The 12,830-nt window shown below is 74.7% G+C and carries 13 protein-coding genes and 1 pseudogene; 5 read left to right on the forward strand and 9 right to left on the reverse strand.

What is annotated here, in order from left to right; all coding sequences use genetic code 11:
• Nucleotides 1-69 precede the first annotated feature (69 nt).
• Nucleotides 70-1,554: an NAD(P)H-hydrate dehydratase gene (locus ACTWP5_RS20065; protein WP_443222411.1), complete on the forward strand. Its 1,485-nt coding sequence runs from the start codon at nucleotides 70-72 to the stop codon at nucleotides 1,552-1,554.
• Between the two features lie 73 nt (nucleotides 1,555-1,627).
• Here ACTWP5_RS20065 and ACTWP5_RS20070 read toward each other — a convergent pair whose 3' ends face one another.
• Both ACTWP5_RS20070 and ACTWP5_RS20075 read right to left on the reverse strand, forming a co-directional pair.
• Nucleotides 1,628-1,996, reverse strand: coding sequence for a holo-ACP synthase (locus ACTWP5_RS20070; RefSeq protein ID WP_443222412.1), 369 nt, complete (start codon nucleotides 1,994-1,996; stop codon nucleotides 1,628-1,630).
• A 95-nt stretch (nucleotides 1,997-2,091) separates the two neighbouring features.
• Nucleotides 2,092-2,742, reverse strand: a pseudogene (locus ACTWP5_RS20075) (glutamine--fructose-6-phosphate transaminase (isomerizing)); the annotation flags it as partial.
• A gap of 34 nt (nucleotides 2,743-2,776) precedes the next feature.
• Here ACTWP5_RS20075 and coaA point away from each other — a divergent pair.
• On the forward strand, nucleotides 2,777-3,736 hold the full coding sequence (gene coaA, locus ACTWP5_RS20080; protein ID WP_443222413.1) for a type I pantothenate kinase: 960 nt from the start codon (nucleotides 2,777-2,779) through the stop codon (nucleotides 3,734-3,736).
• Nucleotides 3,737-3,905: 169 nt separating this feature from the next.
• On the opposite strand, the gene glmM is transcribed toward coaA, so the two are convergent.
• The 3 genes from glmM to rplM form a co-directional block, all read right to left on the reverse strand.
• Nucleotides 3,906-5,324 (reverse strand): phosphoglucosamine mutase, encoded by a 1,419-nt coding sequence (gene glmM / locus ACTWP5_RS20085; protein WP_443222414.1) that lies wholly within the window; start codon nucleotides 5,322-5,324, stop codon nucleotides 3,906-3,908.
• A gap of 225 nt (nucleotides 5,325-5,549) precedes the next feature.
• A complete protein-coding gene (gene rpsI / locus ACTWP5_RS20090; RefSeq protein WP_443222415.1) occupies nucleotides 5,550-6,062 on the reverse strand; it encodes a 30S ribosomal protein S9 in 513 nt (170 codons plus the stop codon).
• A 42-nt stretch (nucleotides 6,063-6,104) separates the two neighbouring features.
• The gene (gene rplM, locus ACTWP5_RS20095) at nucleotides 6,105-6,548 is read right to left on the reverse strand and encodes a 50S ribosomal protein L13 (protein ID WP_443222416.1); all 444 of its coding nucleotides are present in this window, start codon (nucleotides 6,546-6,548) and stop codon (nucleotides 6,105-6,107) included.
• Between the two features lie 281 nt (nucleotides 6,549-6,829).
• On the opposite strand from rplM, the gene ACTWP5_RS20100 reads away from it, so the two are divergent.
• Nucleotides 6,830-7,618 carry a hypothetical protein gene (locus ACTWP5_RS20100; protein WP_443222417.1) on the forward strand — a complete coding sequence of 263 codons (789 nt, stop codon included), beginning with the start codon at nucleotides 6,830-6,832 and terminating at the stop codon, nucleotides 7,616-7,618.
• 86 nt (nucleotides 7,619-7,704) lie between these two features.
• Here the strand turns inward: ACTWP5_RS20100 and truA are convergent, their stop codons facing one another.
• A complete protein-coding gene (gene truA / locus ACTWP5_RS20105) occupies nucleotides 7,705-8,592 on the reverse strand; it encodes a tRNA pseudouridine(38-40) synthase TruA (protein WP_443222418.1) in 888 nt (295 codons plus the stop codon).
• A 103-nt stretch (nucleotides 8,593-8,695) separates the two neighbouring features.
• Between truA and ACTWP5_RS20110 the strand changes: the two genes are divergently transcribed.
• Nucleotides 8,696-9,589, forward strand: coding sequence for an ABC transporter ATP-binding protein (locus ACTWP5_RS20110; RefSeq protein WP_443222419.1), 894 nt, complete (start codon nucleotides 8,696-8,698; stop codon nucleotides 9,587-9,589).
• Nucleotides 9,586-10,260, forward strand: coding sequence for an ABC transporter (locus tag ACTWP5_RS20115; RefSeq protein WP_443222420.1), 675 nt, complete (start codon nucleotides 9,586-9,588; stop codon nucleotides 10,258-10,260). Before ACTWP5_RS20110 ends, ACTWP5_RS20115 begins: the two co-directional genes overlap by 4 nt.
• Before the next feature lie 163 nt (nucleotides 10,261-10,423).
• Here the strand turns inward: ACTWP5_RS20115 and rplQ are convergent, their stop codons facing one another.
• From rplQ to rpsD, 3 genes are all read right to left on the reverse strand, one after another.
• Nucleotides 10,424-10,948, reverse strand: coding sequence for a 50S ribosomal protein L17 (gene rplQ / locus ACTWP5_RS20120; RefSeq protein WP_443222421.1), 525 nt, complete (start codon nucleotides 10,946-10,948; stop codon nucleotides 10,424-10,426).
• 79 nt (nucleotides 10,949-11,027) lie between these two features.
• Nucleotides 11,028-12,050 carry a DNA-directed RNA polymerase subunit alpha gene (locus tag ACTWP5_RS20125; RefSeq protein ID WP_443222422.1) on the reverse strand — a complete coding sequence of 341 codons (1,023 nt, stop codon included), beginning with the start codon at nucleotides 12,048-12,050 and terminating at the stop codon, nucleotides 11,028-11,030.
• Nucleotides 12,051-12,182: 132 nt separating this feature from the next.
• Entirely contained in the window at nucleotides 12,183-12,809 is a 627-nt protein-coding gene (gene rpsD, locus ACTWP5_RS20130; protein WP_443222423.1) for a 30S ribosomal protein S4, read from the reverse strand.
• Nucleotides 12,810-12,830 lie beyond the last annotated feature (21 nt).

Below are 12,830 nucleotides of genomic sequence, written 5' to 3' on the forward strand. Positions count from 1 at the left end.
GGCCACGCCGACACCGCCCGCGACCCGCCCGCGCGTCGCGTCCGCCGCCGGAGGGGCCAGACTGGGCCCATGAGGACCGCATACCGCGTGGAGACCGTGAGAGCCGCCGAGCGGGCGCTGATGGCGCGCCTGCCCGAGGGGACGTTGATGGCCAGGGCGGCGGCGGGGCTCGCCGCCGTCTGCGCGCGCCTCCTGCGCCCCTCCGGCGGCACCTACGGCGCCCGCGTCGTCCTCCTCGTCGGCGGCGGCGACAACGGCGGGGACGCCCTGTTCGCCGGCGCCCGACTCGCGCGGCGCGGCGCCGGGGTGACGGCGTTGCTGCTGTCGCCCGAGCGCGCCCACCGGGCCGGCCTCGCCGCGCTCCGCGCCGCCGGCGGCCGGGTGGTGGACCCGGAGGGGGAGCCGGAGCGGGCGACGGACGCGCTGCGCCGGGCGCGGCTGGTGGTGGACGGCGTCGTCGGCATCGGCGGCCGGGGCGGGCTTCGGCCGGCCGCCGCGCGCCTGCTGGCCGCGGTCGACACCGACGAGGCGCTGGTCGTCGCCGTGGACCTGCCCAGCGGCGTCGAGGCCGACACGGGGGAGGTGACGGGCGAGGCGGTCCACGCCGACGTGACGGTCACCTTCGGCACGCACAAGCCGGGTCTGCTGGTGGACCCGGCGCGCCAGCACGCGGGCGGGGTGCGGCTGGTCGACATCGGCCTTCGCCCGCACCTGCCGGCGCGGCCCGACGTGATCGCGTGGGAGGACGCCGACGTGGCGGCGCTGCTGCCGCGCCCGGCCGCGGAGACCGACAAGTACCGGCGCGGCGTGGTCGGCGTCGCGGCGGGCTCGGCCCGGTACCCGGGCGCGGCGGTGCTCGCCGTGGGGGGCGCGCTGTGCGGCGGCGCGGGTGCCGTGCGGTACGTGGGGCCCGCCACGGACGCGGTGATCGCCCGGTATCCGGAGGCGTTGGTCTCGGCGGGTCCGCCGCACCGCGCGGGCCGCGTCCAGGCGTGGGTCGTTGGGCCGGGCCTCGGCACGGAGCCGGCGGCCGGCGAGCTCGTCGACGACGTGCTGGCGGCCGACGTCCCGGTGCTGGTCGACGCCGACGGGCTGCGCTGGCTGGACCGGGAGCGGTCGCTCGGCCGCGCCGCGCCGACCGTGCTCACCCCGCACGCGGGGGAGGCGGCGGCGCTGCTCGGCAGCTCCCGCGAGGAGGTGGAGGCGGCGCGCCTCGCCGCCGTGCGCGAGCTGGCGCGACGCTACGGCGCCACAGTGCTGCTCAAGGGCTCGACGACGCTGGTCGCGGGGCCGGACGACGAGCCGGTGCGGGTCAACGCGACGGGCACCGGGTGGCTGGCCACGGCCGGCAGCGGGGACGTGCTGTCGGGCCTGGTCGGCTCGCTGCTGGCGGCCGGACTCGGCGCGATGGACGCGGCGTCGGTCGGCGCCCACGTCCACGGCCTCGCGGGCGGTCTCGCCGCCGCGCCGCCCAGCGCCTCGACGGTCGGCGAGGCCCTGACCGCGGCCTGGTCGCACCTCCTGGGCCACCAGCCCGCACCCGTGGAGCGCTGAACGGCCGTCTCCACCGCCGTTCACCCCTCCCCGTCCACCCCCCGATCACGCCTCCCCGATCACCCCTCAGCGATCACCCCTCGGCGATCACCACCGCGGACGCCACCCCCGCGTCGTGGCTGAGCGACAGGTGCCAGCCGCGCACCCCCAGCTCCGCGGCGCGGGCCGCGACCGTCTCCCGCACCGTGAGGTGCGGCCGGCCCGAGTCGGCCTGCGTGACCTCCGCGTCGGTCCAGCGCAGCCCCGCGGGCGCGCCGAGCGCCTTCGCGAGCGCCTCCTTGGCGGCGAACCTCGCCGCGAGCGAGGCGACGCCGCGCCGTTCGCCGCTGGGCAGCCACAGCTCCGCCTCGACGAACAGCCGCCGCGCCAGCTCCGGTGTGCGCTCCAACGCCTGCCCGAACCGGTCGATCTCGACCACGTCGATGCCGACGCCGACGATCACGCGTGGACCACCGTGCCGGCCACGTCGGTGATCTCGCAGCGGACCTCGTCGGCGTCGCGCCGCACCACCACGACATGGTCGGGCTCCGTGGCGTCGAGCCGCACCAGCTCCTCGCCGCCCGCCGGGAACGCGGCGGGGAACGCCGCCACGTCGGAGGCGACGCACACCTCCCCGCTGCCGACCCCCACGGCCAGCGGCATCCCGCGCCGCGCCGCCACCACCGTCTCCGGCTCGTCGGCGTGCAGCGCCAGCAGCACGAAGGAGCCGCGCAGCGCCCCGCAGACCTGCCGCATCGCCTCGCCCAGCTCCTGGCAGGAGGAGAACGCCTCCGCCAGCAGGTGCGCCACCACCTCGGTGTCGGTCTGCGAGGCCAGCTGGTGGCCCCGGGCCGCCAGCTCCTCGCGGAGCGCGGCGTGGTTGTCGATCACGCCGTCGTGGACGACGGCGACGCGGCCGGCGTTGTCCAGCTGCGGGTGCGCGTTGTCCTGCGTCGGGCCGCCATGGGTGGCGCGGCGCAGGTGCCCGACGGCGGTGCCGCCCGTCGGGAGCGGGCGACGCCCGAGCAGCGCCCGCAGCTCGCCCAGCTCACCCGCGGTCTTCGCCGCCGCCAGGCCGCCGTCCGCGAGCACGGCCACCCCCGCGGCGTCGTATCCGGGCTCCGCGAGCCCCCGCTCCAGCCGGTCGAGACCGGCCAGGACCACGTCCAGCGCGGCCTGGGCTCCTGTGTAACCGACGATCCCGCACATGCGGGCAGCGTAGCCCGACGCCGACAATGTCCGGGTGGCAGCCTCCGTCCCCCGCCGTGTCCGTCCCTACGTCGACCTGGGCCGCGCCGAGTGGAGCGCGCTGCGCGAGCGCACGCCGCTGCCGTTGACCGACGCCGAGCTGGCGCGGCTGCGTGGCCTCGGGGACGTCACCGGCCTGACCGAGGTGCGCGAGGTGTACCTGCCGCTGTCGCGGCTGCTGAACCTCTACGTCGCCGCGACGGGCCGGCTCCACGACGCCGTCCGCACCTTCCTCACCGGCCCGGACGGCACCCGCGGCCCCGGCGAGCCGCCCACCCCGTTCCTCGTCGCGGTGGCGGGCAGCGTCGCGGTCGGGAAGTCGACCGTCTCGCGGCTGCTGCGCGAGCTGCTGTCCCGCTGGCCGGAGCACCCGCGCGTCGAACGCGTCACCACCGACGGCTTCCTGCTGCCCAACGCGGAGCTCGCCCGGCTCGGCCTGATGCGCCGCAAGGGCTTCCCCGAGTCCTACGACCGCCGCGCCCTCACCCGCTTCGTCGCCGCCGTGAAGGCGGGGCAGGACGAGGTCAGCGCCCCGGTCTACTCCCACCTGCGGTACGACATCGTGCCCGGCGAACGGCGCGTCGTGCGCCGCCCCGACATCCTGATCGTCGAGGGCCTGAACGTGCTCCAGCAGGCCCCGCCGGGCCGCGTCGGACTCGCGGACTACTTCGACTTCTCGGTCTACGTCGACGCTCGCGTCGAGGACGTCCGCCGCTGGTACCTCGACCGCTTCCGCCGGCTGCGCGCCACCGCGTTCCGCGACACCGAGTCCTACTTCCGCCGGTACGCGGAGATGCCCGAGGAGGACGCGCTGGCCTACGCCGCCGAGACGTGGCGGGCGGTCAACGAACCGAACCTCGTGGAGAACATCGCGCCCACCAGGGCCAGGGCCACCCTCGTCCTGCAGAAGGGCCCCGACCACGCGGTCCGCCGGCTGCGGCTGCGCAAGCTGTGAGCCGCCGCCCCCGGAGCCACCGGGGATGACGGGACGGCCCTCCCGGGCGTGTCCGCGGGGACGCGTCGGGTCAGGCCACGGCGTCAGACACGGCGCCCCGCACGCCGAGGGCCGCCCTCGGACCGCGGAACGGTCCGTCGCCTCCCGCGCCGCGCGGCAACGTGGGCCTTCACCCGAGGTGCCGCTTGACGACGTCCGCCAGCCCCGTGGCCACCGTCTCCGCCAGCGCCGAGTCCCTCGCCTCCACCATCACCCGAACGAGCGGCTCCGTCCCCGAGGGCCGCAGCAGCACCCGGCCGCTCTCCCCGAGCTGCCGCTCCGCGTCGGCCACCGCCTCGGCCAGCTCACGGCTGTCGTCGACGCGGCTCCTGTCCACGTCCGGGACGTTGATCAGCACCTGCGGCAGCCGCTCCATCACCGCCGCCAGCTCGGCCAGCGGCCGGCCCGTCGCCGCGACGCGGGCCGCCAGCAGCAGCCCGGTCAGCGTGCCGTCGCCCGTCGTGGCGTGGTCGAGCACGATGACGTGCCCTGACTGCTCGCCGCCCAGGCAGTACCCGCCGCGTTTCATCTCCTCCAGCACGTACCGGTCACCGACCGCCGTCTGCCGCAGCCGCAGCCCGGCGCGGTCCATCGCCAGTCGCAGCCCGAGGTTGGACATGACCGTCGTGACGACGGTGTCCTGCCGCAGCCGGCCCGCCTCGCGCATGGCCAGCGCCAGCATCGCGAGGATCTGGTCGCCGTCGATCTCCCGGCCCTCGGCGTCGGCGGCCAGGCACCGGTCGGCGTCGCCGTCCACCGCCACGCCCAGGTCGGCGCCGTGCTCCCGCACGGCCGCGCGCAACGCGCCCAGGTGCGTCGAGCCGTAGCCGTCGTTGATGTTCAGGCCGTCCGGCTCGGCGCCGATCGCGACGACCCGGGCGCCGGCGCGGGCGAACGCCTCGGGCGCCACGCGCGAGGCCGCGCCGTGCGCGGCGTCGATGACGACCGTCACGCCGTCGAGCCGGTTGGGCAGCGCGTCGACCAGGTGCGCGACGTAGGTGTCGAAGCCCTCGTCGTAGTCGGTGACGCGGCCGACGTCCGCCCCCACGGGGCGGGGGCCCCCGCGCCGGCCCGCGGCGTGGTCGGCGTACGCCGCCTCGATCCGGTCCTCCAGCTCGTCGGGGAGCTTGTGACCGCCGCCGGCGAAGAACTTGATGCCGTTGTCCGGCATGGGATTGTGGCTGGCCGACAGCATGACGCCGAAGTCGGCGCCGAGGTGCCCGGTGAGGTGGGCGACCGCCGGGGTCGGCAGCACCCCGACCCGCAGCACGTCCACGCCCGCGCTGGCCAGGCCCGCCACCACCGCCGCCTCCAGGAACTCCCCGGAGGCCCGCGGGTCACGCCCCACCACGGCCACCGGCCGCCGCGCCGCCCGCCCGTTCGCGTTCGCGTTCCCGTTCCGGTTCGCGTCCCCGTTCCCGTTGTGCTCCCCCCCACGGGCCGGAGCGAGCACGCCCGCCGCCGCGACCGCCAGGCCGAGCGCCATCTCGGCCGTGAGATCCGCGTTGGCGACACCGCGCACGCCGTCCGTACCGAAGAGTCGTCCCACTGGTGTCCTCCGAGGTTCAAGGGTGTTACGGAACGGCCGCCCCGCCCCGTCGCGCCCCCCACCGCGTTAACCGTATAAAAGGAACGCCCCGGCAGCGACAGGGGCTGCCGGGGCGTCAGTGACTTCTGCGCCAAGTTCGCTGGATCGACCCAAACGAAGGCTGGTGCGGCGCCAGCAGGGCACCGCCAGGCGCCGCCGGAGGCGGACGCCTGGCGAGCCGCCTGATCAGCGCTTGCTGTACTGGGTGCCCTTACGGGCCTTCTTCAGACCGGCCTTCTTCCGCTCGACCGCGCGGGCGTCGCGGGTCAGGAAGCCGGCCTTCTTCAGCGGGCCGCGGTTGTTCTCCACGTCCGCCTCGTTCAGCGCGCGGGCCACGCCCAGGCGCAGGGCACCGGCCTGGCCGGAGATGCCGCCGCCGGAGATGCGGGCGACCACGTCGTACCGGTTGTCGAGCTCCAGGACCTTGAAGGGCTCGTTGACCGACTGCTGGTGCACCTTGTTCGGGAAGTACCCCTCCAGGGTGCGCCCGTTGATGCGCCACACGCCGCTGCCGGGGCGGATGCGGACGCGGGCGATGGCCTCCTTGCGGCGGCCGGTGCCGACGCCGGGCAGCGGGTCGCCGAAGCGCGCGCTCGCGCTCTCGGCCTCGCCGGCGAACTCCTCGGGGGCGGACTCGGTGGTGTACTCCTCGACCTCGGGGACCTCGGCGTCAAGGGACTCGGGGGTGGTCTCGGCCACGGTTCTCCTCGAAATTCTCTTCGTTAAGGGTGGGTGGCCGGACTACTGCGCGACCTGGGTGATCTCGAACGGCTGCGGCTTCTGCGCGCCGTGCGGGTGCTCGGGGCCGGCGTAGACCTTGAGCTTGGTGAAGATCTGACGGCCGAGCGAGTTCTTGGGGAGCATCCCCTTGATCGCCTTCTCGACCGCCCGCTCGGGGTGCTTGTCCAGCAGCTCGTCGTAGCGGATGGACCGCAGACCGCCCGGATATCCGGAGTGCCGGTAGGCGAGCTTCTGGGTCCGCTTGTTGCCGGAGAGGTGCACCTTGTCCGCGTTGACGATGATGACGTAGTCACCCGCGTCGACGTGCGGCGCGTACACCGGCTTGTGCTTCCCCCGCAGGAGGGTGGCGGCCTGGGATGCCAGGCGGCCCAGCACGACGTCGGTGGCGTCGATGATGTGCCACTGACGCTGGATGTCGCCGGGCTTCGGGCTGAACGTACGCACGGTCGTAGCCTTCGCTATCTTCTGGTGAGTGGTGAACAGGCCCTGCCCGCGGGGACGGGACCGGCGCAAGGCCTCTCACGTGAGATCGAGCAAGCCATACGCATTATCGACCAAGCAGGGTACCTGCCCCCGGCTTCACGGGTCAAAACGAGCACCCTGGTCGACCCCTCTATCATGCGTCCATGAGCTATGGCCAAGGCCCGGGGGGTCCCGGGTGGAGTCCCGGGGGTCCTGGCGGCCCGAGCGGCCCGAGGGGGCCGCAGACACCTGACTGGAGCGCGTTGGCGGGCGACGCCGAGCGCGCGCGGCTGCGCCGCCGCTGGTGGCTGATCGGCGGCAGCGTGCTCGCCGCCTCGGCCATCGGCACCGTGGTGGCGCTCGCCATCGTGACCAGCGGCGGCGACTCCGAGGGCTCCTCGTCCTCGCTGCCCGACCCGCAGGAGCTGCCGCCCGACACCTCGCAGCCGCAGCCGACCTTCGCGGAGACGACCCTCCCACCCCTGCCCGAGCCGCGCGAGTTCATATCCGACGCCGACAAGGACCTCGCGCCCTTCACCGCGGACTCCTTCTTCACGGGCGCGACGATGGAGATCGACGGCCGCGCCTACGACGAGGTGGCCACCGCCGGGCACCGTGACTGCGCCTCGGCCGTCACCCCCGCCCTCGGCGACGTGCTCACCCGCCACGACTGCGTCTCCCTGCTGCGCGCCACCTACAGCGACGGCTCGGTCGCGGTGACCGTGGGCGTCGCCCAGTTCCCCTCCCAGGCGGAGGCGGACGCCGCGCACAAGGAGACCGAGCTCAACCTGCTGCCCCTGACCAGCGGCGACGCCCCGGACTTCTGCGGCTCGGGCGGCTGCTCCACCACCGCGAACCAGGTGGGCAGGTACACGTACTTCACGATCGCGGGCAACGCGGACGGCACCCCCGCCTCGGGCGAGGGCTCCCCCGCCCGGCAGGCCGCGCACGACGGCAACGACCACGCCTTCGAGCTGATCATCCAGCGCGGCGAGGCCCAGGCCTCCGCCTCCGCCAGCGCCCGCGTCGAGGAGCGCCGCAACCAGGACTGACGGCGGGCGTGGGGGCCACCAGCCACCCCCGCGCCCCCGACCGCCCCCGACGCCCCGCCGGCCCTCCCAGGCCCCGCCAGGGGCCTCTACGCGCCCGCGGCGCCGAGCGCCCCGGCCACCGACTCCGGCGAGTCCACCGGGCCCAGCGTCCTCATCTGCCGCGCCTCGCGGTTCCGCGCCGCCAGCCGGTCCTCCGGCGGGTACCCGACCTCCTCCAGCGTCAGCCCGTGGGGCCGCACCACGTGCACCGCCGAGTCCCGCACCCGCGCCGCCAGCACCGCGGCCGGCCACTCGGGCGGCCGGTGTCCGTCGCCGACGAAGAGCAGCGCGCCGACGAGTGAGCGCACCATGTTGTGGCAGAACGCGTCGGCCCTGACGGTGGCCTCCACGACGCCGTCGGGCAGCCGCTCCCAGCGCAGCTCGCGCAGCGCCCGGATCGTGGTGGCGCCGTCGCGCCGCCGGCAGAACGCGGCGAAGTCGTGCTCGCCCAGCAGCAGCGCCGACGCCCGGTTCATCGCCTCGACGTCCAGCGGCCAGTTGTGCCACAGCACGTGGCCCCGCCGCAGCGGGTCGACACCGCCGGGGTGGTCGCTCACCCGGTACGCGTACCGCCGCCAGATCGCCGAGAACCGGGCGTCGAAGTGCGGCGGCGCCTCGGTCACCCGCCACACGCGCACGTCGTGCGGCAGGCGGCCGGCCAGCCGCCGCAGCAGCTGTTTCTCGCCCTGCTCCCGCCACACGGCCACGGGCAGGTCCACGTGGGCCACCTGGCCCCGGGCGTGCACCCCGGCGTCGGTGCGCCCGGCCACGGTCAGCTCGTACCCCCGCTCGGCGCGCGTGACGATCCGCAGCGCCTCCTCGACCTCCCCCTGCACCGTCCGCCGCTCCCGCTGCCTGGCCCACCCCGCGAACCCGGCCCCGTCGTACGCCAGATCCAGCCGCACCCGCACCACGTCGCCCACTCCATCGCTCACGCCACCGATCCTCTCAGAGCCCGCCGGCCCGCCGGCGCGCCTTCCCGGCGAGACGGAAAGGGCGCGGGGGGATCTCCCGGCCGGGCGGGGACGTTCACGGGTCGTGAGGCTTCGAGGAGTCGGGCGACGGTACGGCATACGCGGCCCGTGGGTGCTGCGGGACGTCGAGCTGGGCCTGGCGCCCGGCTCGCTGACGCGCGTCGTGGGGGCCAACGGCAGCGGCAAGTCGACGCTGCTGCGGCTCCTCGCCGGCGTCGACGCCCCCACCGTCGGCCGCGTCACCGACCGGCCGCGCGCCGCGTACGTGCCGGAGCGCTTCCCGTCCGAGCTGCCGTTCACCGCCCTCGGGTACCTCACCCACCTCGGCCGCGTCCACGGGCTGCGGGGGGCGGTCGCGGCGCGGCGCGGCGAGGCGTGGCTGGAGCGCTTCGGCGCGGGGCTGCACGCGCGGACGCCGCTCGCGGAGCTGTCGAAGGGCGGCTGCCAGAGGGTCGCCGTCGCGCAGGCGCTGCTCGCCGAGCCCGGTCTCCTCGTCCTGGACGAGGCGTGGAGCGGCCTGGACGAGGCCGCGCGGGGCGAGTTGGAGCGCGCGGTCGCCGAGCGCGTCGCCGCCGGCGGCGCGGTGGTCTTCGTCGACCACGACCCGGGGCGCCTGGCGGGCGTGACGGGCGCCGTGTACCGGGTCGCCGGGGGGCGCGTCGCTCCGGCGGCTCCCCCGGCGCGGGGCGGCTCGGCGCGCCCGCGCGTGACGGTCCTGGCGGAGGGGCCGCCGGGCGCGGCGCTGCCCCCCGGCCTCCCGGACTCGGTCGCACCCGTCGCATCCGTCGCATCCGTCGCGTCCGACGAGCCCGGCGGGTCCGGCGGGCCCGCCGCCGTTCCCGGCCTCCTGCGCCTGACCGTCGCCGCCGACCAGTCCGACGCGCTGCTGCTCGCCCTGCTCTCCGCGGAGCCGCCGTGGCACGTCCGGGCGGTGCGCGCCGAGGAAAGGGACGCGTGATCCCCCTCCTGAGGTACGAGGCCTCGCTGCTGCTGCGCTCCCGCCGCTGGCTGCCGCCCCTCCTGCTCCACGCCATCCTCCTGGCGGTCGGCGTGCGGGGCGGCCAGCCCGTCCTGGACTCCCTCGGCTGGTCGGCCGCCGCGCTGCTGCCCGCGGCGGTCTGGCTGGCACGTGCGTGCGCCGCGGCCGAGCCGCCCGCCGCCCGCGCCTGCGTCGCCGCCGCCGGCGGCCCCGCTCGGGCCCACGTCTCCCGACTGCTCACGGCCCTCTGCGCGTCCGCCGCGCTCGGCACGGTGACCACCCTCGTCGTCGTGGGCGTCAGCGCCCCACACGGCTCGGGAGGGGAGGTCGCCGTCCCCCGCCTCGACGCCACCGCCGCGGGCCTGCTGGCGGCCCTGGCCTGCGCGCTGCTGGGCACGGCCGTGGGGGCGCTGTGCTCCTGGCCGGTGGTGCGCGGGGCCGGCCGGGCGATCCCCGCCGCCGTGCTCGCGGCGGTAACGGTCCTCGTCGCCGACGTCTCGCCGGCGAACGCCGCCGTCTCCGAGCTGGTCAACGGCTCGCGCACCGGCACCGTCGACCTGTGGCTGCTCCCGCTCCCCCTCCTCGCGTCCGCTGCGGCCGCTGCCGCGGCCTACGCCCTGGCCGGTGCCCTGAGCTCCCGCCGCCACTGACCGAGCGACGCTCCACGGCCCCTCCCCGACCACGCTCTCCCGGGAACGCGTCGGGGCCCGCCCCCTCGTGGTGAGGGAGCGGGCCCCGACGGTGTGCGCGTGGTGCTTCCGGCGCGGGTGACGCGGTGCGAAGGAGGCCGCTCGGAGTCCGGTCAGGGACCGGTCAGGCGTCCTTCTTCTCCTCGTCCGCCGGCTCCTCGTTGACGGCCTCGGTGCCCTCGGCGTCCTCGGGAGCCTTCTCCAGGTCGGCCTTCGACTTCGTCTCGTCGGCCTCCTTGACCGCCCGGCGCGTGGCGGCCTCGGCCTCGCCGACGGCCTCCTGCTGGACGGTGAGGGCCTCCACCAGCTCGATCACGGCCATCGGCGCGTTGTCGCCGCGGCGGTTACCGATCTTGGTGATGCGGGTGTACCCGCCGGGACGGTTGGCGAAGCGGGGGCCGATCTCGGTGAAGAGGGTGTGGACCACGCTCTTGTCGCGGATGGTCTGCATCACCTGACGGCGGTTGTGAAGGTCGCCCTTCCGCGCCTTGGTGATGAGCCGCTCGGCCACCGGCCGCAGCCGGCGGGCCTTGGCCACGGTCGTCGTGATGCGGCCGTGCTCGAAGAGCGCGGTGGCGAGGTTCGCCAGCATCAGACGCTCGTGGGCCGGGCTGCCACCCAGCCGGGCGCCCTTGGTGGGCTTCGGCATTGGTTTCTCCTGTCAGGTCTGCACCGGCCGTGCCAGGTACCGGTGTCAGCGGGGCAGTACCAGAATCAGTGCTGCTTGGTCAGTACTGCTCGGTCTCGTGGAACCCGGTGTCGCCCTCGTCCTCCGCGCCGAACGCGTCGGCGGCCGAGGCGGGGTCGAATCCGGGCGGGCTGTCCTTCAGGGCCAGACCCATGCCGGCGAGCTTCGCCTTGACCTCGTCGATCGACTTGGCGCCGAAGTTCCGGATGTCCAGCAGGTCCGCCTCGGAGCGGGCCACCAGCTCGCCGACGGAGTGGATGCCCTCGCGCTTGAGGCAGTTGTAGGAGCGGACGGTGAGCTCCAGCTCCTCGATCGGCAGGGCCAGGTCGGCGGCCAGCGCCGCGTCCGTCGGGGACGGACCCATGTCGATGCCCTCGGCGTCCACGTTCAGCTCGCGGGCGAGGCCGAACAGCTCGACGAGGGTCTTGCCGGCCGAGGCCATGGCGTCGCGGGGGCGCATGGCCTCCTTGGTCTCGACGTCGACGATGAGCTTGTCGAAGTCGGTCCGCTGCTCGACGCGGGTGGCCTCCACCTTGTAGGTGACCTTGAGGACCGGGCTGTAGATGGAGTCGACCGGGATGCGGCCGATCTCCTGGCCCACCTGCTTGTTCTGAACGGCGGAGACGTAGCCGCGACCGCGCTCGACGGTCAGCTCCATCTCCAGCTTGCCCTTGTTGTTCAGGCTGGCGAGCACCAGGTCGGGGTTGTGCACCTCGACGCCGGCGGGCGGGGCGATGTCACCGGCGGTGACCAGGCCGGGGCCCTGCTTGCGCAGGTACATCACCACGGGCTCGTCGTGCTCGCTGGAGACGACGAGCTGCTTGATGTTGAGGATGAGGTCGGTCACGTCCTCCTTCACGCCCGGCACGGTGGAGAACTCGTGCAGCACGCCGTCGATGCGGATGCTGGTGACGGCCGCGCCGGGGATGGAGGAGAGCAGCGTACGCCGCAGGGAGTTTCCGAGGGTGTACCCGAAGCCCGGCTCCAGCGGCTCGATCACGAACCGGGAGCGGAACTCGTCGACGACCTCTTCGGTCAGGGAGGGGCGCTGAGCGATCAGCATGGGGTGACTCCAGTCTTCGGCAACCGCTATTTGATGCCGAACGAAGACAACATGTGCTTTTCAGGATACGGGGGGACGCGACCGTCCCCCCGTATCCCGGGTCGTGCGGTGTTCTCGCCGGTCTACTGCGAGCTACTTCGAGTAGAGCTCGACGATGAGCTGCTCCTGCACCTGGGTGTCGATCACCTGGCGCTCGGGCAGCGAGTGGACGAGGATCCGCAGCTGGGAGGGGATGGCCTCCAGCCACGCGGGCACCGTCTTGTCCCCGGCCTCCGCCACCGCCACCTGGAAGGGGGTCAGGGTGCGGGAGGACTCGCGGACCTCGACGATGTCGCTCGCGGACAGCCGCGCCGAGGGGATGTCGGTCTTCCGGCCGTTGACCAGGATGTGGCCGTGCCGGACGAGCTGACGGGCGTGGTCGCGGGACTTGGCGAAGCCGGCCCGGTAGACCACGTTGTCCAGACGGGACTCCAGGATCCGCAGCAGGTTCTCGCCGGTCTTGCCCTGCTGGCGGTTGGCCTCGTTGTAGTACCCACGGAACTGCTTCTCGAGCACGCCGTAGATGCGCGCGCACTTCTGCTTCTCGCGCTTCTGCAGCAGGTACTCGCTGTCCTTGGTGCGCCCGCGTCCGTGCTCACCCGGGGGGTAAGGACGGATCTCGATCGGGCACTTAGCGCTCTCGCACTTGGCTCCCTTGAGGAAGAGCTTCTGCTTCTCCCGACGGCAACGCTTGCAGTCGGCCCCGGTGTAACGCGCCATTTCTCTTCAGTCTCCTACTTC

The sequence above is a fragment of the Streptomyces sp. 4N509B genome (assembly GCF_052245655.1).
In the GTDB taxonomy this organism is placed as follows: domain Bacteria; phylum Actinomycetota; class Actinomycetes; order Streptomycetales; family Streptomycetaceae; genus Streptomyces.

Coding starts and splice junctions, on each gene's coding strand:
- ACTWP5_RS20065 (WP_443222411.1), top strand. CDS start 70: ATGAGGACCGCATACCGCGTGGAGACCGTGAGAGCCGCCGAGCGGGCG.
- rplQ (WP_443222421.1), bottom strand. CDS start 10,948: ATGCCGAAGCCCACCAAGGGCGCCCGGCTGGGTGGCAGCCCGGCCCAC.
- ACTWP5_RS20125 (WP_443222422.1), bottom strand. CDS start 12,050: ATGCTGATCGCTCAGCGCCCCTCCCTGACCGAAGAGGTCGTCGACGAG.
- rpsD (WP_443222423.1), bottom strand. CDS start 12,809: ATGGCGCGTTACACCGGGGCCGACTGCAAGCGTTGCCGTCGGGAGAAG.